Below are 22,711 nucleotides of genomic sequence, written 5' to 3'. Positions count from 1 at the left end.
AGGACTTTTTTTCAACAACTTTAATTGGTGCAAAGCCACAAATTATTTTAACAAAAAAAGAGGGAGGTTTGAGTGATGAGTAACAAGAAGATTTTAGCCATTATAGTCAGTTTGATAATGGTTGTATCATTGTTTACAGGGGTTGGGTTGCGTAATGAAGTTGCGAAGGCGGCGACACTTTTGACAGATGATTTTGAAGATGGCAACAGGGATGGATGGTCGACATCGAACGGTAGTTGGAGTGTAGTAGTGGATGGGAGCAAGGTTTTAAAGCAGAGTAGCACAGGATCTGAGGCGAGAGCGTATACTGGTTCGTCTGATTGGAGTGATTATACAGTTGAAGCGAAAGTTAAGGTATTGGGTGTGAAGGATTCGAGTTCAGGAGCGGGAGTGATAGTAAGATATAAGGACTCAGGTAACTTTTATGCGTTGGTATTAAGAAATTCAAAGATAGAGATAGTGAAGAAGGCAAACGGTAGTAGAAGTATATTGGCGTTCAAGTCGTTTACGTTGAATCAGGATACCTGGTATAATGTGAAATTAGAAGTAAATGGGAGCAAGTTAGTTGGGTATGTTAATGGGAGTCAAGTATTGAATGTGAGTGATTCATCGATTGAGAGTGGTAAAGCAGGTTTAATAGCCGACAGGTGTGTTGCTGAGTTTGATAATGTTGTTGTGAGTTCAAGTTTGGGTAACACAACACCTACTCCAACGCCAACTTCGGCACCGACAGCAACACCAACGCCAACCAAAACACCGGCTCCAACTACGACACCTGCACCAACACAGACTCCAACAGTAACACCTACGCCAACCCCAACCCCAAATGTTGGTGGTGTATTAATTATAACAGATACAATAGTTGTTAAAGCTGGACAGACATATGATGGTAAAGGAGTAAAAATAATAGCTAAAGGAATGGGCGATGGAAGTCAATCTGAAAATCAAAAACCTATATTTAAACTTGAAAAAGGTGCAAAATTAAAAAATGTAATAATTGGAGCGCCAGGTTGTGACGGTGTACATTGTTATGGTGATAATGTAGTTGAAAATGTTGTGTGGGAAGATGTTGGAGAGGATGCGTTGACCGTCAGAGGTGAAGGAGTGGTTGAAGTTATTGGTGGCTCAGCAAAGGAAGCAGCTGACAAGGTCTTTCAGCTTAATGCTCCATGTACTTTCAAAGTGAAAAACTTTACAGCTACAAATATAGGAAAACTTGTAAGACAAAATGGTGGTACTACTTTCAAAGTAGTTATTTATCTTGAAGATATAACAGTAAACAATGTAAAAAGCTGTGTTGCAAAATCTGATAGTCCAATATCAGAACTGTGGTATCGCAACTTGAATGTAAATAATTGCAAAACATTATTTGAATTTCCATCCAAATCGCAGATACACCAATACTAGTTGTTCATTTTAAGAAAGGGGGAATGGCGTTTTAGTGAGTAAAAAAAGGAAAAATAGGTAAGAGGGCGTGTGATGAATTTAATATTTATATTTATCACACGCTATTTTTTTGGATGAGTCTTTTGTAAATTATTACAATTGATGATAAAGAAAAAATAGGCATTTATAAAATGGGTGGTGATTGAAAGCAAGAGATGCCAATAATAACATGAAATACAATCAAAATACAAAAAGAAAAGCAAAGTGATAACCAAATATTATCAATAACAACAAAAAATAATTAGCAACAAATATATAACAAAAATTTGCGAGCTTAAAAAAGACAGTAGTATCCTAAACCTTCTAGCTTCTTGGCTTTAGAAGGTTAAGTAAAAAACAAAGCCATAGATTTTTGGTAGATTAATAATTTAAGAAAAATTGTAGTTTTAAGCGATAAGTTTTTTGAGTTTGTTAAGCTTTTTGATAGTTAATTTAAAGTATTAGAGTTTGACATTGTGAGCAAGGATAAACAAAAGTGAGTAAGTAATTGCAGAAAGTAAAAAAATCAGAGAAGACAGAAATATGGTCATAAGTACAGATGACATCGAAGCCCATATAGGATTTTTACTTCCTGTGAATGATCCTAACCGCCCAGCCATAAAGCAACTTAAAGTAAAACTTGCTTGATTGCTTTATGTTATCGGAAAGATAAGTAGCCTTGCTAAAGATGACAATGACAAAAGCAATGGTTTTTATTGAAGTAAAACTTGCAACACCTGCCTCAAGTCTTGAAATCTCTGTCCCTCGCACACACTACTTTTAATTTCCGACCTTCTATCCTCTTCTTCCCCCTACAAAAGAGTTGATAGTTTTCTACTTATCTGTTTATGTTGCAAGTATATCAATGGTTATTCTTGAGTATTCCCTTGTTCAAACTTTGAAGGCTTTGAATCTTCTATATTCCGAAAATGAAATACTAAAAATCAAAGAAGACCTTAAAAATGAGCTTGAGTTTCCCAGACAAAGAGAACTTACCTGCAAGTGCGTTTGCTCTTATCATCGATGGTTATTCAAAAGTGAAGTTAAGGTAATTGTAAGAGCAAATTTGCTACTTGCAATGCCTGCCTCGGTATCGACTAAGTGTTATTGTCAATACCTTTTCCCCACTTTTGATAATATTTTTTCCCCACCTGTTTTCAAAAAAATTTAATTATCATTATCTAACTGATTTGACTCATTCTTGGAATCATCTGTTAAAGCTTTTATGGCACCCTCTCTTTGCTTCATCCTATAACTTTCACCTTTGATAACTACAAAATGACAGTGATGTACAAATCTATCTAAAATCGCTGTCGCTAAAACTGGATCATAAAATATCCTCGGCCACTCTTCAAATACCTTGTTTGTAGTTATTATTATCGCTCCTCTCTCATACCTCTTCGATATTATCTCATACAAATCATCTACACTGCTTTGATTAAATTTCCGCAAACCCAGTTCGTCTATTATCAAAAGGTCCACATTAACATAGTTTTTTAACTTTTGTTGATACGAATTATCAGCCCTTGAAATATACATCTCTTCTAACATCTCGTTTGCTGTGGTAAACAAAACTCTATATCCAAGTGCTACAGCTTTAAGTCCTATCGCTATTGCAAGATGTGTTTTCCCTGTCCCTGGCGGTCCTATGAAGGCCACATTCTCTTTCTTGCGGACAAATTCACAGGTCGCCAAATTGTATATAAACCTCTTATTTATCGAAGGTTGATGTTGATGATAAAATAAAAATGTACTGAAAGTGGAATATAAGAATGTACAAAATTGTACATTGATATGATATCCTTTCTCATAGTGAGGAGGGATATCAAATGAAGAACCTAACAGCACATTTAAACATGATAAGGGCGATGAAAATGAAACCTAACTTTTCAGAACTTGCAAGAACATATGGAGTTGATAGAAGAACCGTGAAGAAATACTATGAAGGCTATGAAGGAAAACCTAAGAATAGAAATAAACCAAGCAAATTGGACAAATACTATGATGAGATAAAATCAAAGCTTGCTATCAAAGGAGTTACAGTCAAGGGTGTTTATGAATATTTAAAATCAAAAGATAAGAACATAGGGACATACTCAAATTTTAATAAGTATATCAAGAAAAAAGGGCTGAAGCCAGAGAAGAAAGTAAAAGGACATCCAAGATTTAAGACCGGTCCAGGTGAGCAAGCACAGGTTGATTGGAAAGAAAATATAAAGCTTGTATCAAAAAGCGGAGAAGAATTTGTCATTAATGTTCTTGATTTTAAATTAGGTTATTCAAGATACTGCTGCTTTGAGATAAACAGGACAAAAACTCAAGAAGAATTAATAGAAACTCTAATTAAAATATTTAAAGATATAGGCGGAGTACCAAAAGAGATTTTATTTGACAATGCAGCAGCAATTGTTGATATAACAGGTGAGAAAATTAAAGTAAATTCAAGATTTAAAAGCTTTGCGAAAGACTTTGGATTTGAAATAAAACTTTGCAAACCCAGACATTCGTACACAAAAGGAAAAGTTGAAGCAGCAAACAAGTTTATAGATTGGATACTGCCATATCAGGGTGAATTTGAAACAGAAGAGGATTTAGTAAGGATAATAAAAGAGATAAACGCAAAGGTTAACACACAACCAAATCAAACAACTCAAGTCCCACCTGCTCTTCTGTTTCAAAAAGAAAAAGAGTATTTACTACCCTTGCCAGATAAAAGGTTAATAGAGAGTTACTTGGATTCTCACAAATCAGTAAAAGTCCAAAAGGACTCTCTGATTTACTACAAGGGAAGTAGATACTCTGTTCCACCCGATTACATAGGAAAGACAGTTAGAGTAAAGGAGGTGGAAAACAAAATTTATATTTATTATAACACAGACCTGTTAAGGATACATATTATTGATGAAAAAAGTATCAATTATCACGATGAAGACTACAAACAGCTAATGCTAAGAAGAGTTGGTCAAAAAGAAGAACTTGACAAGATATGTGAGGAGAACCTCAAGAAATTTGATAATCTGTTGAAGACTTAAAGAAAGGAGAAAATCTAAAAATGAGCAATTATGTGAAACTACTTAACAACTTAGAAGAGTTAGGACTTCACAACATAAAGAATAATCTTGACAAATACTTAGATTTAGTGGCAAGCGGAGAAAAAAGTATGACAGATGCATTGTATGAACTTAGTAACTTAGAGATAAAAGCAAAAGAAGAAAGAGCTATATTAGGATGTGTGAGGGTGGCAAATTTCCCATTTATAAAAGGCATAGAAGATTTTGATTTTTCATTTCAGCCAAGTATAAACAAGCAACAAATAATGGATTTAATGAGTTTAAGATTTTTAGAAGGGAATGAAAATATACTGTTTGTAGGAACACCAGGAGTAGGGAAAACGCATTTAGCCACAGCAATAGGAATAGAGTGTGCAAAACGGAGGTATTCCACATATTTCATACATTTTCAAGAATTAATAGCCCAGCTAAAAAAGGCACTGTTGGAGAACAGATTAGAATACAGGCTTAAGCATTTTTCAAAATATAGAATTTTAATAATAGACGAGATAGGTTATTTGCCTATAGATAATGATGGAGCGAATTTATTTTTTCAACTTATATCGAGCAGATATGAGAAGAGCAGCACAATAATAATAACTAATGTTGTATTTTCAGAGTGGGGAGAAATATTTGGTGGAGCGACGATAGCAAATGCAATTTTAGACAGGCTACTCCATCATTCTTTCGTGATTTTCATAAAAGGACCTTCATACAGATTGCAGTCAAAAACAGCATATTTTAGCAACACAAACCAGCAAAGCTAAGTTTATTTTTTGTACATTTTTATTTTCGATTTTTTGTTCATTTTGATATTGACATTTACATGTGAATTGAAATTCTTGATATGTGGTATTCCTCAATAGGAAGAGCTATTAACTTTTCTTTCTCTTCTGAGAGGAAAACTTCTTTGGGAACTTTCTTGGTTGTGCCATGTACTCTCACATTCGAAATGTTGTCAAGCCAGTTTTTTAAATGCTCCCTCGCCTCATCAATATCCTTAAATTCTTCCCCAGCAAAACAGTTCCGCTTAACATACTTAACTGCCGATTCTACCTTGCCTTTATCAGTCGGTGTATATACCCTGCAAGGCTGAGGTAAAAATCCACAGTGGCTTGCAAAACTTGCATAGTCCTTTTGTATCTGCGCCTCATAAAAATCAACATCCAATACACCTGCTTTTAAATTGTCTATCTTCACAACTTCTACTACTCCACCAAAATATTTAAATGCATTCTTATGACACTGCATAAATGTTTCAACTGTCTGGTCGAATACTATCTCTGCATACATATATCTTGAATAGCTTAAAACCATTGTAAATACCCATGCTTTTTTGAATTTACCATCAATTTTTATCTTGCCTATATATCCAAAATCCACTTGAGCTTCTTCGGCAGGCAGTGTTGTTAAAACCATGTACACCTTTGAATTTGCTATCTTTTGTTTAACATTATGAACATATCTTCTTACATTTGAATAGCTTCCTTCAAAACCAAATTCCGCTTTCAAGTCTTGATGTATTCTTTTTGCTGAAAGTCCTTTGTGAACTTTTGCTTCAATAAATTCTCTGTAATCATCCAATACTGAATTCTTCGATTTTCTCTCAACTTCTCCTTTCTGTTCAATGTCTTGGATTACTTTTCTAACAGTTTTTCTATCCACGTTTAACAACCTTGCTATTTGACTCTTGTTGTATCCCTGTTTGAAAAGAGTGTAGATTGTTGTGTGCATTGCAACCCCCAACATTTTCTTAATATCTTCTCCTTCTGTAGTTCTTCCATACTTCCCATTCTACACTACAGAAGGCTTCTTTTTAAGTGGCAGGTGGGGAATTTTTTATATCATTTCTGATGATTTTATTTTATCATTAACAATTGTTCTAAATTAACTATCAAAAAGCTTAACAAACTCAAAAAACTTATCGCTTAAAACTACAATTTTTCTTGAATTATTAACTTACCAAAAATTTATGGCTTTGTTTTTTACTTAACCTTCTAAAACTAAGAAACTAGAAGGTTTAGGATACTATTGTCTTTTTTAAACTTGTGAATTTTTGTCATATGTTTGTTGCTGATTATTTTTTGTTGGTATTGATAATATTTGGTTGTCATTTTGCTTTTCTTTTTTTATCTTGATAGTATTTCATGTTAGTATTGGCATCTGTTACCTTCAATCACCAACCATTTTGCAAACGGCTATTCGTGTGTTTTTTATTCCTAAAAACAATTTTAATTATAGCAGGTATTCAAATAAATTGCTGTATTTTTTTACTATCTACTCATCCCAATATTTATTATAGAGCCACTTTTTAAAATTGTGCAGTTAGCCTCTTACTTCATTTAAAAGAGACATAATCAAAAATTTTAAAGAACATTCATCGTCTATTTTCTCAGCCCACATGGAAGCTAATTTTATACTTTCTTTAAATTCTTTTTTATTTCCCAAAATTAGGTGGATACTTGCTATTTCGTAGTAAGTTTTTGCAAGCTCTAAGTAAGAGTTTATTTGACTTGCGAGTTTTTCGCACATATTAAGAATTTCCAATGCTTTATTGAATTCTTTTTTGTGTTTGAGTACCTGTGAATATATTCTAAATGTTTTGATACGGGTAAAAGGATTTTTTAGTGGTTCTACTATTTTTATTGCTTGTTCTGCAGCCATATAAGCTTGTTCAATGTCATTTTGAAGAAGGTGCAGTTTGATTTTTGCTAAAAAATATTCCAGTTCAACCCTGTTTTCCTTGTTTTCTGACATAGCGTTTAAGGCTTCATTCAGAAATTCTTCTGCACCCGATAGATTAGGTTTTTCAAGCATTGCTTTTGCCATTCCTATCAATGACAAAGCTTTTTCTGAAATGAAATTGAAGTTATTTGCTAAATCAAAACTCTGTGAAAACAAGTTGTAACTTTCAATAATATTTCCTTTTTCAAGATATAGTTCAGCAATATTCTGAAGGGTTATGCATTCTTCGTATGTTAATTTCCACTCATGGGCATACGAAAAAGCTTCAGAAAAATATTCTAAAGCCTTTTTTAAAAGTCCTTTTTCAAAATTGATAATTCCAATATTATTTAACAGAATCAACTGAAGGTGACGGTTAGATAGAATTTTAGCAAATTCAAAAGCACTGGTTAAAAACTTTAATGCCTCAAGAGAGTTCCCATTTTCATAATTTAGTATTCCAAGGTTGGTAAGGATTTTTGCTTTCAAGTTCAAATTCTTGGACTTATTTGCATAGTTTAGAGCTTTTTTAAGATAAAGACTTGCTTTTTTGATGTCTAATGAAAAAGTATAAAGTGAGTAAGAAACTATATTTAAAATTTGAGCTAAATCTTCAAAGTTGCTATTTTCTTTAAGTATATTTTCAAGTTGGTTTATCATTACAAGTAAGTCAGGACTGCCTGTATAGCTTTTATAAAGACATTGAAGATAAACAACTTTTATTTTAGCTAAGTTGTTTGCCAAAAGCCTTTTTTGGAGACTATTTAAAATGTCTTCAGCTTTTTTGAAATTATTTTGAAGAATCAAGCATTCACATATGTCACTTTCAACAAAGAACTTTTCTTCATCGGTTTTAGCAAACTTAAGAAGTGTTTTATAATATTTTAGAGCATTTTCATAGTTTCCAAAAGATTTTTCCAACCATGCAAGTTGTTCTAAAGTAGAGACAAAAATAGATGAAGTATCTAGGGAATTTATTTCTTTTATTTCATCAAGCAATTTATGGAACAATCTAACAGCAAACTTGCCAAGCTGAATCTTTTTGTATTGCATTGCCAGCTCAAAAAGGTAGTTTGCAGCTTTTATAACTTCCCCTGCTTCCTTGAAATGATAATATAGGGTTTCGTAGTAGATGGGCAAATCTTCCTGAGAAATCATTTTTTCAATTGTGGTAGCAATCTTCTGGTGGAGCATTCTTTTGGTTTGCTGAGGGATAAAATCAAGAAGAATTTTTACAATTTCTGGTTCGACGAATTCATAGATTTTATCGCTGAAATTTGAGTTGTAGATTGTGTCAATGAACCTTATTAAATTTAATTTTTGCGCTTGGCTAATCAGAGTAGAATGTTCAATTGTAGGCTGAAGAATATTCAAAACAACCTTGCTGCTAAATCTGTAGCCATACACAGCTGCAATTTTTAAGAATTCTAATACCTCATCTTCAATATTTGAAAGTTTATCTAGTATAATGTTTCTTTTAATACTTTCAATATTTTGCTGAGAAAGATTAATTTTAAAAACACTATTTGAAAGAGAGAAAAGTTTATTTGTTTCTATCCATTTTAACGTTTCTATAAAATAATCTAATTTTCCTTCAGAGATGTTCATAAGTAGCTTTAAAGATTCTTCTTCAACGTCTTTTGCGTTGAATTGAATTTCCACAGCAGTTTTTATTTCTTCATTTGATAGTTTTTGTATTTTAAGATGTAGCTCTTTTGGGAATCTATGTATTTCTGAGTTTGATGAAAAGATAAAAAATGGTTTGTTTTGCAATTGTTTTGATAAAAACTCAAGAATAAAATCAAATGATTCTTTATCTGCAAAATTAATGTTGTCAATTATAACTGTTGCAAATTCTAACTCGAAAACTTTTTTAAGGAAAGAGGAAATAGCCTCATAAATTTCAAATTCTATATCTTCTTGGCTCATATAAGAGAGAAACTGTTTAAAGTCTTCATTCAAATCTAGTTGAAGAACAAGAGAAATATAGTTGAAACATCTTTCGGTCTTTTTATAATCTTCTTTGAAAAGGTACTCTAAAAAAGAAATAAGTCTGTTCTTCTTCAAAATTACAGAGTCTTCAAAGTTAATATTCAGTATTTTTAATATTAGTAAAGATAATAGGTAAAATGGTTTTGAAAAATTATTATTTGGCAAAACAACAAAATAATACTTCAAATTACTTCTTTCTAATTGAAAAATTATGTTTTGAAAAATATATTGTTTTCCACACCCTTCAGGACAAACCATCACTAAAAAATCTGAATTTCTGTTAACTATACTATTTATAACATTGGTTGTGTATTTAGCAGTCAAGGTTTCTACAACTTTATTGTAATCAATTTGTTTATTAATATTTTTTGGTATATAGCACCTCACCGTTTGTGACTTGTTTTTTAGATTCAATTCGATAGGACCAATATACTCTATGTTTTCACAGGTTTCTCTGTAAATGCTTTCGGAAACATAAATAGTATCTGGGGGTGCTGCTGTTTGAAGACGCTGAGCGGTGTTTACAACATCACCCATAACAGTATAATCTTTGTCAAAAAAACTCCCAATTTTACCCACTGCAACAAGTCCATAGTTTATTCCAATTGAAAGGGATAACTCAATATTTTTTGTTTTTGAAAATTCTTTTGAGAGTTTTAGCATTTCCATTGCACATTGAACACTTCTCAGTGCAGCATCCATTTGAGTACTTTTTAATCCAAAAAGAATGAGGGCGCAATCACCTATAAATTTATCTACTGTTCCGTTTAAGTTGTAAACGGGTCTTAAAATAAACTCAAAAAATTCATTTATCACCTTTCTAACTTCGTCAGGTGATAAATTTTCAGAAAATTTTGTAAAGCCGGAGACGTCGGCAAACATAACAGCTACTTTCTTGAGTTCTTCCATTCTAAAATATTCGCTTGATTTTGTGATGTAGCTGCCACAGTTAGGACAAAAATTTGCAAAAGAAGGTATAGGGAAACTGCAATTTTGACAAAACTTATTGAATTTAATTCCGCATACAACACACCTTTGGGTAAACTTTTCTTGCAGCTTACTTCCACAATTGAAACAGAACAATTCCATCACACCTTTTTATTCCATAAATAGAAATAAAAAAATATTGCAAAAAAAGAAATAGTGTGAGATAATTTTACTGAGAGCACTTATTATCAATTATATCAAAATCAAAAGAATAAAAACAGTAGCATATGTCGACAAAGGCAAACCTGTCGAAAGGCAGGGGCGCAAAGCCATGGGCCTGTCGGAAGAGAAAACTTCCTATGGTTGCCAGGCTGCCGAAACATGTGCTGAAGATATATTATCTTTGGCATAAAGGCACCTGGCATGACCAGGTGCCTTTGAGTTTTTAGAAGGTCTTTGTTTACGGGCGTTATAGAAGTCTTAGCCTGTAAAAAAAGGAGGTGGAAGATTATGAAGCGGCGGGGAGTTAAGAAAATTGTCTTAGTAGCTATTGTGGTGTTAGTATTTTCGTTAATAACAACTTCTTTTGTGCTGGCTGAGAACGAAAATCCTATGCTATTCAATGGTAGTTTTACAGTTACAAATGAAGGAGGAAAATTCCAGGTAGGTTTTGTGGAGATTGATTTCAAGAAAAATTCTCTACCTGATGGTATAGACTCAATTACATTCAATGCTCAAATCTATGCAGAAAACGGTGATGTATATATTGAATTTTCACCAGATGCTAAATTTAAAAAAGATGTTCATCTTAGATGTTTAGGATATGAAGGTTACATTTATGACAGGTCTGCGGGGATTAATATTTTTGTAAAGATTAAAAAACAGCAATTAAAAACAGATCATTTTTCACGCTTTATTTGGGCGAGATAATCCCTCTATCCTCATAACCCCTCGAACTCCTAAAAATAGATTTTTGCCCCTCTTAGAATTTCAAGAGGGGCAACTTTTTTTTTCCTTTTTCTCTTTTTTCATTTTATACATATTTTCGTCCGCTATCTTTATTAAGTCTTCAGCCGTAAAATTTGATTCAGGGGAGAATTCAGCAAATCCGTAGCTTATATCTATTTTATATGTATTTGAAGACGAAATATTAAATTTGTTAATCTTATCTTGAATTCTTGAAAAAACAATATTTGCTTCTTTTAAAGTGGCTTTCGAGAGAATCACAACAAATTCATCTCCGCCGTATCTGAACGCAATGTCATAACTTCTTATGCTTTCCTTTAAAATCTGTGAAAAATTTTTTAAAAGTTCATCGCCTGTCTGATGACCATATGTATCGTTTACTCCTTTCAGACCATCAACGTCAACAAAGCACACTACGAAATGTGACTCATTCATCTTTGAAAGCTGGATTTGTTTTTCTAAATAAACCATTCCTTCATTTCTCGTTAAAAGACCTGTAAGGCTATCAAGCGTTGCAAATTTTTTGAATTCCTCCTGTTCAAGGAGAATATCTTCGCTCAAATTGGCTATTACCTGCTTCATGGAGTTGAATAAACTTATTAAAGCATAGCGCGTGTTTGCAATATTTTTTTCTATTCGCTGATAAAGATGAATTCTTTCAATTAAAAGCGATGCTTGGGATGCAAGAGAAAGAACAATTTCTTCGTCTTCTTTGGTATAATCGACAGTGCTTTGAATTATGTTTTCTGGTGTAAGTTTTATTTCCTTGCTTTTCTTTTTGTTCAAAACCTGAAGAACCCCAATGACATTTCCTTGATAATCAATCATAGGAACTGCCATTACATTTATTGTTGTATATCCTAATGTTTTATCAAAAAATTTAAATTGTTGCAGATGAGAATTTTGAGCAGATGGTACGTTGTTTATTGTAACCGGTACAGCATTTTTGGCAACAAACCCTGCAATGCTTTTTTCATCTAATGGGAATTTGTAACCTATAAATTGAAAATTAACAGAATAGTTTTTTGCAAAGGTTATAACAAGATATTTCTGACCATCGATTTCTTTAATAGTGTATAAAGTTCCACCATCACTGTTTGTAATATCAATACTCTCAATTAGTATCATCTCTAAGATAGAATCAATATTTTTTTCACGTGAAATTGCAATACCAATCTTACTTAGCTTTCTTATTAAATCTTTAAGTTCTTTAGAAACTGTTTGCTCATTCATGATTTTATCCTTCTTTCAGGTTTTTATTTGTTCAGGAATATTAAAACCTAAATTTCTTGCATAGCTAAAATTAAAATTTCTGTCAAGATGAATACAATAAACGTGTTTTCTTTTTTCTGGTGGAATTAAATAACAAAGTTCTGATAATGAAAGATGAGGATGATTTTCAGTTGTGTTTTCAAAACAGGTGTCTTGGTACAAAAAGTCAATTTCGTCTTTCAAAAATTTTTCAAGAATTATCTGATTTAAAGTTCTTGAATCACCACTATAGAAAAAACAGCATTCTTTTGTTTTAATTAAATAGCCAAAACAAGGAATTTCATTAACATGTATCTGTTCTACTGATATTATCGTCAAAATTTCTTTATATATAAATGGGTTCTGTAACTTTATTAATTCATAAGTATATTTTCCTACACCCATACCACTGAGCAAAGAAGAAATTAAAGATTCTTCTGGGAAAAAAATTTTAACTCTTTTGTTTAGTTCATAGAAACAAAAAAGAAGTAAATGTCCCAAAGTAGCTATGTGGTCTGAGTGAGTATGAGTTATAAGAACGTTAATTGTTTTGTATTTTTCAAGTAATTTGAGTTTATAAAGACTTGAAAATATACCTTCACCACAGTCGATTAAAAATAATTCTGTGTCAAATTCAAAGTAAGCAGAAGTATTGTTAAAGTAAGGATTAAAGGCACTTCCTATTCCTAAAAAATTTAATACAGGTGTTTTCATTATGTAATTTCACCTTCATTCTCTTTAGCTATTTTTTGTAAATAACTAAGCACTTCTTCAATATTTTTCTCTTCATCAGGTTTTAATTCATAAAAACTCCATAGAAATTTTAATGAGGTAGATAGCATTTCATTGATTTTAAGCTTTTCAAAAACCTTTCGTTCTATTCTTTTGGCAATCATTCGTGCTTTTATTATGTCGACATTGTGAAGAAAAATAACATATTCACTTTCATTTATTTTTAAAGGTATATCATAAAGTCTGATTTCTGTTGAAATAACTTCGTGTAAAATATCTATCATCTTTGTATCAATGTTTCTTGTTATCAGATAGGCTATACTTATGATTGTTTCAGTAATTTTGGAAAGCTGGTATTGTTTTTTAAAAAGTTCTATTCCTTCTTTAAGTAAAAGAATTTTTTCTTTCTTTTTGGTTTGTAAAGACTCTATAAATTTTTGTTGCCCGCTTATTAAAATATCATTTAAAACTGAAATAGACTTTTTTACAGAATCAAACATATTAGCCAGCATCTTTTGCGTATTAGTAATAGATACTTCAAATTTCTCATAAGCTTTAGCTCTGTCAAGAAGAGTACCTACAAAAGAAGAAATTGCTAATATGAGCTTTACATCTGTCTCAGTGTAGCTAATAGTAAAAAGGGTAGCATTGGTTTCGTCTAATTTTATATTTGGTTTTGCTTTTTTATTGATTACTTGCAACACTCCCAACAGATTGTTGCTAAAGTCAAATATGGGTGCAGTTATAGTATTAATTGTAACATAATGTAAACTCTTGTCAAAGAATTTGAACTGTCTAAATTCGTGATTTTCAGGCAAATTCAAAGTATCGTTTATTACAACAGGTTTTTGGTGTACTGCTGCATATCCGCAAAGGCTAATTGGGGAAATAGGTAGGGAATATCCTAAATAAAATTCAAAGTTAACAGACAGATTTTTTGTAGCTCTTATAACAAGCTTTTCTTCTTGGTCTATCGTTTCCTTTAGATAGATTGTTGCACCATCGCTTCCTGTTAGTTCTAAGCAGGAATCAATTGTCATAAGAAGTATTTCATTCATATCTTTTTCAGAAGAGGTATTAATGATAAAACTGCTAAAACGTTCAATTGTATTTTTAAGCTTTGTGATCTGTTCATATGCTTCAAGCATGTCAAAATCACCGAGATTCTACTGTTGTGTATATTAAGATTATCTCAAAAATTTGGACTGGTTTCAATGTGAAAAACAAAAATAAAATTTACATAGATTTGTAATAATATCATAATGTGAATTATATAAATGTTGGATATAATGTAATTGTGTAAAAATCATTTTATTTTAGAAAGGAGTTTGAGGAGTATGAAATGGTGTTATAAAAAGCTGTTGACAAGTTTGTTGGTAATAGTTTTTATAGTTTCTATTTTTAGCATGGTTTCATTTTCTCAAGACCAATCAAACTCAATTTTTTCTGATCTTCCTCAAAATCATTGGGCATACAATGCAGTAAAATTCATGGTAGAAAGAGGAATTATAGCAGGTTATCCGGACAAAACATTCAGACCAGACAATCCAGTCACAAGATCTGAATTTGCAAGGATTATGGTAATTAGCCTGAACCTTCCAATAAAGGTGACAGATAATCCATCCTTTAAAGATGTTCCCAAAGACCACTGGGCATATCCTTATGTAGAAACTGCAAAATATTATTTAACAGGTTTTAGAACTCAAAATGGCGAGTACTTTAAACCATCTGATTATGCCGTAAGAGAGGATATGGCAGTTGCTCTTGTAAAGGCAAAGGGGCTGCAGAATGAAAATGTTGATATGAATGTTTTGAACAACTACATTGACAAAGACCAAATATCGAAGAACCTTGTTAAATATGTTGCAATTGCTATTGCAAAAGGTATTATGGTAGGAAGCCCAGTTCCAAATTCTAATCAATATAAATTTGAACCACAAGGAATTCTTACTCGCGCTCAGGCAGCGGTGCTGTTGTACAACGTTATTAATGCTCAAGCAACTGAAGAAAAAGTTACCTATGATGATAATTCTTCATCGGGTTCTAATCAGCAATATACTTATCCTGTACCCAATGTTACTGCCTATACAAAGGGGGACAGAGTTGTCCTGATATGGAATAGAATAAATGACAAAAAACTGAAAGGATACGCAGTTGTTATCTCAAAGAACAATAGCCAGCCGGGATATCCGCAAGATGGTTGTCTGACCATACTGTCTGACAGAAACGCTAATTATATAGAGATTGGAGTAAATTCAAAATATAAGGGTGGTGACTTTGGAGTTTATGTGAAAAGTGGAGAAGAGTATTATTTCAGTGTTACAGCAATTTATGAAGGGAATATATATGTAAAAGGTAATGCTATAAAAATGAGAATGCCAGTTATACCAAATTATTTTGAAAAACCATCTGTAAAGTATGAATATAAAGATAATAAATTTGTTTTAAGCTGGCAAAAGATAGATGATCCCCGACTTATAGGATATTGGATTGTGATATCCAAAAAAACTAAAGAACCTAAATATCCGGACAATGGTTATCTTGTTTTTATCAATGACAAAAATACGACTCAGATTGTTATTGACAACACAATTCCTTATAAAAATGGAGATGTTGGCGAGTATTTAAAAGATGGTGAAGAATATTATTTTAGTGTAACAGCTCAGTATCAGGATAGATTTATCGCTGGGAATAGCATCAAGGCCATTTATTACTCTAATTTAGAGATTGCAAAGTTAAGACCAAAGTTGCAGGCAAAAATAGTAAGATGGCATGGACAATTGTATATTAACTTAAAATGGGACAAAATAGACAATGATAAGCTTCAAGGGTACAGAGTTGTTATATCTGATACAAACTCATCACCTGACTTCAATAAAGACGGTTTACTGGCAGAAATATCAGATAAAAACATTACCTCAATAAATGTCAAAGCAAAAGATAAGTATTTGATCAATGGGGAATATAAGGAACTCAAGAGAGGACATTACTATTACTTTACAGTTTATGCTATCTACTCAGATAGAGTAGTGGGTAGCAATGTAATTAAAGTAAAGATACCATAAAAAGACAAAGGAGCAGACAACATCTGGTGGTCTGCTCCTTAAATTTATTTTTTATTTATTAGTCACTACTTTATCTTCTCCAGCCTTTCCTTTACACTTTTCAAATCCCTGTAAAAATCCTCTCTTTTACCTGGGTCTCTTAAAAGTGCTGCTGGATGGTATGTAGCCATAATCCAAAAACCACCTTTTTCAAACCACTTTCCCCTGTCTTGAGTGATTTTAAGATCTTTGCCAAGAATATATTTCATAGCTGTTGCACCGAGGCAGACAATTATTTTTGGGGAGATAAGTTTTATTTGGGCTTTCAAAAAAGGCAAGCAGTTTTGAGCCTCCACCTCTGTTGGAACGCGGTTGTTTGGGGGTCTACACTTTAAAATGTTGCAGATATAAAAATCTTTTTCTCTTGAAAGCTCCAGAGAAGTCAAAGCTAAGTCTAAAAACTTTCCTGCTCTTCCTACAAACGGTTTTCCTTGCTTGTCTTCTTCCTCACCCGGAGCTTCACCTACAAACACAAGCTTTGCATTTTTATTTCCATCACCTACTACAACGTTTGTGCGATTTTTAGAAATAGGGCATTTTTCACATGAAATACACGCATTTTCAAGCTCTTCCCATGTCAGCATACCTTTTCACCACGTCTTTGAAGATTTCCAAGGCTTTATCTATGTGAGTTTTTTGAACAATCAAAGGAGGAGCAAATCTTATGACGTTTCCACCTCCGCAGCTGCTTGTCAAAAGCCCGGCTAAAGCTAACTCTTTTACAAGTTCTTTCACAGGGAAAGAAAATTCAACACCTATTAAAAGACCCAAACCTCTGACATCCACCATAAAATCGAATTGTTCTTTTAGCTCAAGAAGCTTTTGCTTTAAATAATCCCCCATTTTGTTTACATTTTCAATTATATTTTCTTCTTCAATTATTCTCAACACCTCAAGAGCTGCTCTTGTTGCAAGCAAATTTCCCCCGAAAGTTGAGCCATGTTCACCTGGTTCAAATGTGGCAACCTCTTTTTTGCAAAGCATAGCTCCAATTGGCACGCCATTTCCAAGCCCTTTTGCGAGAGTAATTATATCAGGAGTTACATCATATTGCTCAAAACAAAAAAGACTACCACACCTTCCGATACCTGTTTGAACCTCGTCAATTACAAACAAAAGCCCATGTTCTTTACAAAAAGCAAAAAGTTTTTGTACAAACTCTTTTGAAAGCACCTTTATTCCACCTTCTGCCTGGACAAGCTCAATCATGACTGCTGCTGTTTTGTCATCTATAACACTTTTTATTTTTTCAATGTCTGCCTCAACGTTTATAAATCCTTCTGGCATTGGCTCAAAGGGTTTTTGATACTTTTTTTGACCTGTTGCAGCAGTTGTTGCAAGTGTTCTTCCATGGAATGAATTTTCAAGTGTAATGATTTTATATTTAGAAAGCCCTTTTTTATAAAAATAATTTCTCACAAGCTTTATTGCAGCCTCATTTGCCTCAGCCCCGGAATTACAGAAAAATACTTTATCAAATTTAGAAACTTCAGCAAGTCTTTTTGCCAGCAGTGCTTGAGGTTCAATATAAAACAGGCTTGATGTGTGTATGAGCTTTTCAATTTGGTCTTTTAAGGCAGTCACAAATTTTGGGTGGCTGTGCCCTAAATTGCACACAGAAATTCCAGAGATAAAATCAAGGTATTCTTTGTTCTGACTGTCATAAAGAATACATCCTTCTCCTTTTTCAAAAGCAATTGGAATTCGACTGCCAAATACGTTGACATAGTACTGTGAATCATAAGAGATTATTTCATCTATTTTCATAATCTTAGCCCCTCACTTTAAGATTTTTAATAATTATACATTAAAATTTATATTTATTCAACCTCGACTGATTTTTTGCCTTTGAAGACTTTATAGACAACATAGCCTACAATTGCAAAAATTATTAGAATAAATATAAGGTAGTCCAACCCTTTTAAATGCTCTTCAATTGACTTCCAGTTATCTCCAAGTTTTTTGCCAAGATAGACAAAAAGCAAACACCATGGAAATGACCCAAGAATTGTATAGATACAAAACTTTGCAAAGTTCATCTTTGCAATGCCAGCAGGCAGTGAGATAAAAGTCCTTATTACAGGCAAAAGTCTACTTACAAATATAGTGATTTCTCCTCTTTTTTGAAAGAATTTTTCTGCTCTTTCGAAATCGTGCTTTGATATAAAAAAGTATTTACCATATTTAAGTATAAATGGTCTTCCGCCAAAGTACCCTACTACATATGCTATTATAGAACCAGCCAAACATCCTAAGGTTGCCACAATAGTCATGGAAAGCACGCTTCCAATTCCTTTGTATACAAGGTATCCACCAAGTGGCAATATGACCTCAGAGGGTATTGGAATGCAGGCAGACTCAAGTGTCATTCCTATAAATATTCCCAAGTGACCAAATTGAGAAAGGTATTCAGCAATGGATATAAATATTTGTTTTATAAATTCCATTTTTCTTCCTCCAGAATTCTTTCATATAGTATTTTGAATTTAAATATCATGTAAGTTGAGAAATATATGAGGGTATTAGGAGAACCATCGCACATGGGAAGAATTTTTGCAATTATATCAAGCGTCCTTGGCTCAATAATAGGTGCCGGTTTTTCCACCGGTCAGGAAATTTTCTATTTTTTCTCTCAGTTCAAAGAAACAAGCATTTTTTATATTAGTCTTTCTTCCATTTTGATACTTCTCATTTTACTTTACCTTATGGATATTAAGATTAAAAGTAGAGTGATTTTAAATATATTTAGGGCTTACATCTTGCTCTTTTCTATAATCACACTAATAGTTATGTTTTCTGCATTTGGTCAACTTGGAGAAGAATTTTTGGGAGTAAGCAGGTATATATTTACTCTGCTTTGTTTTATCTTGAGCATTGCAATTTTCAAGCATGGTCTTTTAGCAGTTGTAAATATAAATAAGGTGGTTGTTAGTATTTTAATTATAACAGTTAGTTTTATTTTTCTAAGGTCTGTGCATAAAAATGAGATAATTTTTCAATTTGAAAGTTTAAAGTACGCTTTACCAAAAAATTTTTTCCAGCATCTTACCTTTCCTCTACTTTACTCTGCTTACAATTCATTGTTAGCATTTCCTGTAGTAAATGGGCTAAAGGAAAGATTTCATAAAGAGGAGATAAAATTATCAATAGTAATATCATCAATATTAATTTTTTTGCTTCTGAACATTATAAATACCATTTTGCTTTCAAAAAGCAGTATTCAAAATTCTCAGATGCCTCTTTTAAAAGCTGAAAAGAGTGTGTTTTTTCAGTTTATTCTTGTTGCAAGTGCATTTTTAGAAATACTTACAACAGTTCTTGCAAACTACATGGGACTTTGCTATTCTATCAAAAACTCAAAAGTAGAATTTTTTGTTATCATTATTTCACTTCTTTTGGGCTTTAATCAGTTCCAGGTATTACTGAGAAAATTATATTCTCTCATGGGATATATAGGTCTTGGCATTATAGTAATGTTGAGTTTATCTACACTACTTTCGAAAGATAGAATGCTAAAATAACTGCAGCTAAGAAAAATCTGTAATATGCAAAGATTTTAAAACCACTTTTTTTGACAATACTAAGCAAAAAATGAATTGCCAGAAAACCTACTATTGCCGATGTAAAAAAGCCAATTGCAAAGTTTGAAAACTCTGCAGCAACATGATTGATGTTTTTTAAAAGCGATACAGCTCCGGCACCAAGTATAATAGGTGCTGACATCAAAAACGAAAATTTAGCTGCAGCTTCTTTTTTAAGACCAAGTAAAAGTCCAGTTGTCATTGTTATGCCAGACCGTGAAATACCGGGGAAAAGAGCAAATGCCTGTGAGACACCAATTAAAGCCGCATGAAAAACATTCATCTGTGAAAGTTCAACTTTATTTTTAGCAATTGAATCTACATAATATAGTATAAATCCAAATACAGCAAGCACAATTGCAATCAAAAGATATTGTTTTCTAAAAACATTTTCTATAACATTTTCAAAAAAGTATCCGAAAAGAGCGCCGGGAATTGTTGCAACTATAATAAACCAGAGTAATTTTCCTTTTTCAGATTTTGGTTTTGAGATTCCTTGCACTACAATATCAAAGTAATCCTTCCAAAAGTATACAAGTACCGCTAAGAGTGTTCCAAGATGAAGAGCAACATCAAATACAAGGGAGTGCTCTTTCCAGCCAAAAAACCATGGAAAGATTATCAAGTGTGCAGAGCTTGAAATTGGCAAGAATTCTCCAAGACCTTGCAGTATTCCTAAAAAGATTGCCTGAAATACTGTCAAACGTATGACCTCCCCTATTAAATTTTAGACTAATCTATTATATCAAAAATATGTGTTAGAAAAAATTAAAATTCTATGAGAGTTTGGTATAATAAAAGGTGCTAAAGTTTGAATAAGGAGCTGAGAACTAAAAGATGCTTGTACTTGGAATTGAAACATCATGCGATGAAACTTCTGCTGCGATTGTAGAAGATGGAAGAAAGGTTCTGTCAAATGTGATATACTCTCAGATTGACATCCATCATCAGTTTGGTGGTGTTGTTCCAGAAATAGCTTCTCGTAAACATGTTGAAAAGATTTCATATGTTGTTGACATGGCATTCAAGCAGGCGGGTTTAACAGTAAACGATATAGATGCTGTTGCTGCAACGTACGGACCTGGACTTGTAGGTTCGCTTCTTGTTGGACTTTCATTTGCAAAGGCATTAAGTTTTTCTAAAAAACTTCCGTTTGTTGCTGTGAATCACATTGAAGGGCATATTTATGCTAATTTTATAACATACCCTGAGCTTATGCCACCGCTAATTGTTCTGGTTGTCTCTGGAGGGCATACAAATTTAATTATTTTAAAAGATTTTGAAGAATATGAGGTAGTGGGGAAAACAAGAGATGACGCAGCAGGAGAGGCTTTTGACAAGATTGCAAGATATTTAGGGCTTGGATATCCTGGTGGACCTGCCATAGACAAGGTCGCAAAGCTAGGCGATGAGGATAAATACAAATATCCTGTTGCTGATATTGACGGGTACAATTTTAGTTTCAGTGGATTGAAATCTGCAGTGATAAATCATGTTCATGGGCTTTTGCAAAATGGTGAGAAATTTAAAATAGAAGATATTGCTGCTTCCTTCCAGAAAACCGTGGTGAACATACTTGTAGAAAAGACAATCAATCTTTCACTTGAGACAGATATAAAAAAAATTGCAGTTGCCGGTGGCGTTGCTGCAAATTCAAGGCTCAGGAAAGAATTTTATGAAAAATGTACACAGCACAACATTGAATTTTTTGTACCTGAATTTAAGTACTGTACAGATAATGCAGCTATGATTGCATCCTGCGGCTACTTTAAGCTGCAAAAAGGAATAGTGTCGTCTTACCGCGAAAATGCTGTTCCTTATATAAGTCTTGTAAGTAAAAAGAGTTAATAATTAATTACATCAATAATTTCTCTTTTATTATCTTGAGAAAGGTCCACAAAATAAGGTTTAAGTACAGGTGGACCTTCTTTTTTTGCAACAACTTTTACAATTGGTCTTGTCTTGTTGAAAGGATTTTCTTCATACACAATTGCGATCTCACCAGTATTTAGAATAACAAAGCAACCCACCGGATATTTTACAACCATTTTTAAAAACTTTTGGACAATATCTTTGTCAAAATGAACACCAGCATACTTTGTTAAATAATCTGCCGCCTTTGTGGGCACAATTTTCTTTTTGTAAACTCTATCTGCAGTCAGAGCATCATACACATCTGCAATTGCTACAATTCTTGCAAACAAAGGTATTTTATCACCTTTGAGTTTAAGAGGATAACCAGACCCATCGAGTCTTTCATGATGCAAAAGTGCTACTTCTGCTATCTGTTCAGAAATACCATCCATGTTTTTTACAATTTGATATCCATATATAGTGTGTTTTTTCATCTCTTCAAACTCTTCATCAGTAAGTTTTGCAGGTTTATTTAATATTTCATGGGGGATTTTCATTTTGCCAAAATCGTGCAGAAGTGCTGCCAAAGACAAATCTTCTATTTGTTTTCTGTCAAGTTCTAAAAGCTTTCCAATTATAGCAGCAAAAATACTTACATCCACAGAGTGGAAATATGTATAGTTATCAACATCTCTAAATCCAACTATTCTCAAGAACACATCCTCTTCTTCAATTATTTGCGCCACAATGTCATTTACAATTTCTTTTGCAACAAATGGGTCAACAATTTCTCCTGCTTTTGCAGACAGCATAAGGTCTTGAATAGCAACAAAGGTTTCATGGTAAATTACCTCTTCTTTTACATAACTTTCAGCTTTTTCATCTTCTACATAAACGCTGTCGATGTTGTGTTCTTTAAGCTTTTGGATAAGTGAGGGTTTGATGATAAATCCTTCTGGAAGCAAAAGCTTTCCACTTTCAGTAAACACATCCTGAGCGAGTTTCATACCCTCTTCAAGCTGATCAATTGTCACTTTTTTCATGTGCTTTTAAAGCTCCTTTGTTTTTGTGATGAGAATAAACAAATGCTTCTAAATAAAATTTT

General features: G+C 32.8%; 16 protein-coding genes, 3 pseudogenes and 1 riboswitch. Of the genes and pseudogenes, 8 read left to right on the top strand and 11 right to left on the bottom strand.

Going from position 1 to position 22,711, the window contains the following annotated elements; translation table 11 throughout:
• Nucleotides 1-75 precede the first annotated feature (75 nt).
• Both COB47_RS08345 and COB47_RS12990 read left to right on the top strand, forming a co-directional pair.
• The gene (locus COB47_RS08345) at nt 76-1,407 is read left to right on the top strand and encodes a pectate lyase (RefSeq protein WP_013290940.1); all 1,332 of its coding nucleotides are present in this window, start codon (nt 76-78) and stop codon (nt 1,405-1,407) included.
• A 618-nt stretch (nt 1,408-2,025) separates the two neighbouring features.
• Nucleotides 2,026-2,523: pseudogene (locus COB47_RS12990) on the top strand (transposase); the annotation flags it as partial.
• Nucleotides 2,524-2,592: 69 nt separating this feature from the next.
• Here the strand turns inward: COB47_RS12990 and istB (COB47_RS08335) are convergent.
• A pseudogene (gene istB, locus COB47_RS08335) lies at nt 2,593-3,156 on the bottom strand (IS21-like element helper ATPase IstB); the annotation flags it as partial.
• Nucleotides 3,157-3,254: 98 nt separating this feature from the next.
• Between istB (COB47_RS08335) and istA (COB47_RS08330) the strand changes: the two are divergent.
• Together istA (COB47_RS08330) and istB (COB47_RS08325) are read left to right on the top strand one after the other, a co-directional pair.
• Nucleotides 3,255-4,457: an IS21 family transposase gene (gene istA, locus COB47_RS08330; protein ID WP_013290939.1), complete on the top strand. Its 1,203-nt coding sequence runs from the start codon at nt 3,255-3,257 to the stop codon at nt 4,455-4,457.
• A 20-nt stretch (nt 4,458-4,477) separates the two neighbouring features.
• Nucleotides 4,478-5,242, top strand: coding sequence for an IS21-like element ISCbe3 family helper ATPase IstB (gene istB / locus COB47_RS08325; RefSeq protein WP_013290938.1), 765 nt, complete (start codon nt 4,478-4,480; stop codon nt 5,240-5,242).
• Between the two features lie 61 nt (nt 5,243-5,303).
• On the opposite strand, the pseudogene istA (COB47_RS08320) reads toward istB (COB47_RS08325), so the two are convergent.
• Nucleotides 5,304-6,209, bottom strand: a pseudogene (gene istA, locus COB47_RS08320) (IS21 family transposase); the annotation flags it as partial.
• Between the two features lie 591 nt (nt 6,210-6,800).
• Nucleotides 6,801-10,280: an adenylate/guanylate cyclase domain-containing protein gene (locus COB47_RS08315; protein ID WP_013290936.1), complete on the bottom strand. Its 3,480-nt coding sequence runs from the start codon at nt 10,278-10,280 to the stop codon at nt 6,801-6,803.
• A gap of 126 nt (nt 10,281-10,406) precedes the next feature.
• Nucleotides 10,407-10,497: riboswitch (cyclic di-GMP riboswitch) on the top strand.
• A gap of 131 nt (nt 10,498-10,628) precedes the next feature.
• Here COB47_RS08315 and COB47_RS08310 point away from each other — a divergent pair.
• Entirely contained in the window at nt 10,629-11,048 is a 420-nt protein-coding gene (locus tag COB47_RS08310) for a hypothetical protein (protein ID WP_013290935.1), read from the top strand.
• A gap of 60 nt (nt 11,049-11,108) precedes the next feature.
• Here the strand turns inward: COB47_RS08310 and COB47_RS08305 are convergent, their stop codons facing one another.
• The 3 genes from COB47_RS08305 to COB47_RS08295 are packed head-to-tail and all read right to left on the bottom strand — an operon-like array spanning nt 11,109 to nt 14,215.
• On the bottom strand, nt 11,109-12,317 hold the full coding sequence (locus COB47_RS08305; RefSeq protein ID WP_013290934.1) for a sensor domain-containing diguanylate cyclase: 1,209 nt from the start codon (nt 12,315-12,317) through the stop codon (nt 11,109-11,111).
• A gap of 15 nt (nt 12,318-12,332) precedes the next feature.
• Nucleotides 12,333-13,049 carry an MBL fold metallo-hydrolase gene (locus COB47_RS08300; RefSeq protein ID WP_013290933.1) on the bottom strand — a complete coding sequence of 239 codons (717 nt, stop codon included), beginning with the start codon at nt 13,047-13,049 and terminating at the stop codon, nt 12,333-12,335.
• Entirely contained in the window at nt 13,049-14,215 is a 1,167-nt protein-coding gene (locus COB47_RS08295) for a GAF domain-containing protein (protein ID WP_013290932.1), read from the bottom strand. The genes COB47_RS08300 and COB47_RS08295 overlap by 1 nt, the downstream gene beginning before the upstream one ends.
• A gap of 189 nt (nt 14,216-14,404) precedes the next feature.
• Between COB47_RS08295 and COB47_RS08290 the strand changes: the two genes are divergently transcribed.
• Nucleotides 14,405-16,132 (top strand): S-layer homology domain-containing protein, encoded by a 1,728-nt coding sequence (locus COB47_RS08290; protein WP_013290931.1) that lies wholly within the window; start codon nt 14,405-14,407, stop codon nt 16,130-16,132.
• A gap of 65 nt (nt 16,133-16,197) precedes the next feature.
• On the opposite strand, the gene COB47_RS08285 is transcribed toward COB47_RS08290, so the two are convergent.
• The 3 genes from COB47_RS08285 to COB47_RS08275 are packed head-to-tail and all read right to left on the bottom strand — an operon-like array spanning nt 16,198 to nt 18,618.
• A complete protein-coding gene (locus COB47_RS08285) occupies nt 16,198-16,755 on the bottom strand; it encodes a uracil-DNA glycosylase (protein ID WP_013290930.1) in 558 nt (185 codons plus the stop codon).
• On the bottom strand, nt 16,733-17,938 hold the full coding sequence (locus tag COB47_RS08280; RefSeq protein WP_013290929.1) for an aspartate aminotransferase family protein: 1,206 nt from the start codon (nt 17,936-17,938) through the stop codon (nt 16,733-16,735). The genes COB47_RS08285 and COB47_RS08280 overlap by 23 nt, the downstream gene beginning before the upstream one ends.
• Nucleotides 17,939-17,991: 53 nt before the next feature.
• Nucleotides 17,992-18,618 (bottom strand): DedA family protein, encoded by a 627-nt coding sequence (locus COB47_RS08275; protein WP_013290928.1) that lies wholly within the window; start codon nt 18,616-18,618, stop codon nt 17,992-17,994.
• Nucleotides 18,619-18,711: 93 nt separating this feature from the next.
• Here COB47_RS08275 and COB47_RS08270 point away from each other — a divergent pair, with 93 nt between their 5' ends.
• Nucleotides 18,712-19,692: a hypothetical protein gene (locus COB47_RS08270; protein ID WP_013290927.1), complete on the top strand. Its 981-nt coding sequence runs from the start codon at nt 18,712-18,714 to the stop codon at nt 19,690-19,692.
• Here COB47_RS08270 and uppP read toward each other — a convergent pair.
• On the bottom strand, nt 19,658-20,455 hold the full coding sequence (gene uppP / locus COB47_RS08265; RefSeq protein ID WP_013290926.1) for an undecaprenyl-diphosphatase UppP: 798 nt from the start codon (nt 20,453-20,455) through the stop codon (nt 19,658-19,660). The two genes, COB47_RS08270 and uppP, sit on opposite strands and share 35 nt — an antisense overlap.
• Before the next feature lie 134 nt (nt 20,456-20,589).
• Here uppP and tsaD point away from each other — a divergent pair, with 134 nt between their 5' ends.
• Entirely contained in the window at nt 20,590-21,600 is a 1,011-nt protein-coding gene (gene tsaD, locus COB47_RS08260) for a tRNA (adenosine(37)-N6)-threonylcarbamoyltransferase complex transferase subunit TsaD (RefSeq protein ID WP_013290925.1), read from the top strand.
• On the opposite strand, the gene COB47_RS08255 is transcribed toward tsaD, so the two are convergent.
• Nucleotides 21,597-22,649 (bottom strand): HD-GYP domain-containing protein, encoded by a 1,053-nt coding sequence (locus tag COB47_RS08255; RefSeq protein WP_013290924.1) that lies wholly within the window; start codon nt 22,647-22,649, stop codon nt 21,597-21,599. The two genes, tsaD and COB47_RS08255, sit on opposite strands and share 4 nt — an antisense overlap.
• Between the last annotated feature and the right edge of the window lie 62 nt (nt 22,650-22,711).

The sequence above is a fragment of the Caldicellulosiruptor obsidiansis OB47 genome (genome assembly GCF_000145215.1).
Taxonomy (GTDB): domain Bacteria; phylum Bacillota; class Thermoanaerobacteria; order Caldicellulosiruptorales; family Caldicellulosiruptoraceae; genus Caldicellulosiruptor; species Caldicellulosiruptor obsidiansis.
Note: the sequence above shows the minus strand (reverse complement) of the source record. Positions and strands in the feature narration are given on the sequence as shown.

Excerpts from the sequence above, each read along its gene's own strand:
- COB47_RS08345 (WP_013290940.1), top strand. The coding sequence starts at position 76 with ATGAGTAACAAGAAGATTTTAGCCATTATAGTCAGTTTGATAATGGTT.
- istA (WP_013290939.1), top strand. The coding sequence starts at position 3,255 with ATGAAGAACCTAACAGCACATTTAAACATGATAAGGGCGATGAAAATG.
- istB (WP_013290938.1), top strand. The coding sequence starts at position 4,478 with ATGAGCAATTATGTGAAACTACTTAACAACTTAGAAGAGTTAGGACTT.
- COB47_RS08315 (WP_013290936.1), bottom strand. The coding sequence starts at position 10,280 with ATGGAATTGTTCTGTTTCAATTGTGGAAGTAAGCTGCAAGAAAAGTTT.
- COB47_RS08310 (WP_013290935.1), top strand. The coding sequence starts at position 10,629 with ATGAAGCGGCGGGGAGTTAAGAAAATTGTCTTAGTAGCTATTGTGGTG.
- COB47_RS08305 (WP_013290934.1), bottom strand. The coding sequence starts at position 12,317 with ATGAATGAGCAAACAGTTTCTAAAGAACTTAAAGATTTAATAAGAAAG.
- COB47_RS08300 (WP_013290933.1), bottom strand. The coding sequence starts at position 13,049 with ATGAAAACACCTGTATTAAATTTTTTAGGAATAGGAAGTGCCTTTAAT.
- COB47_RS08295 (WP_013290932.1), bottom strand. The coding sequence starts at position 14,215 with ATGCTTGAAGCATATGAACAGATCACAAAGCTTAAAAATACAATTGAA.
- COB47_RS08290 (WP_013290931.1), top strand. The coding sequence starts at position 14,405 with ATGAAATGGTGTTATAAAAAGCTGTTGACAAGTTTGTTGGTAATAGTT.
- COB47_RS08285 (WP_013290930.1), bottom strand. The coding sequence starts at position 16,755 with ATGCTGACATGGGAAGAGCTTGAAAATGCGTGTATTTCATGTGAAAAA.
- COB47_RS08280 (WP_013290929.1), bottom strand. The coding sequence starts at position 17,938 with ATGAAAATAGATGAAATAATCTCTTATGATTCACAGTACTATGTCAAC.
- COB47_RS08275 (WP_013290928.1), bottom strand. The coding sequence starts at position 18,618 with ATGGAATTTATAAAACAAATATTTATATCCATTGCTGAATACCTTTCT.
- COB47_RS08270 (WP_013290927.1), top strand. The coding sequence starts at position 18,712 with ATGGGAAGAATTTTTGCAATTATATCAAGCGTCCTTGGCTCAATAATA.
- tsaD (WP_013290925.1), top strand. The coding sequence starts at position 20,590 with ATGCTTGTACTTGGAATTGAAACATCATGCGATGAAACTTCTGCTGCG.
- COB47_RS08255 (WP_013290924.1), bottom strand. The coding sequence starts at position 22,649 with ATGAAAAAAGTGACAATTGATCAGCTTGAAGAGGGTATGAAACTCGCT.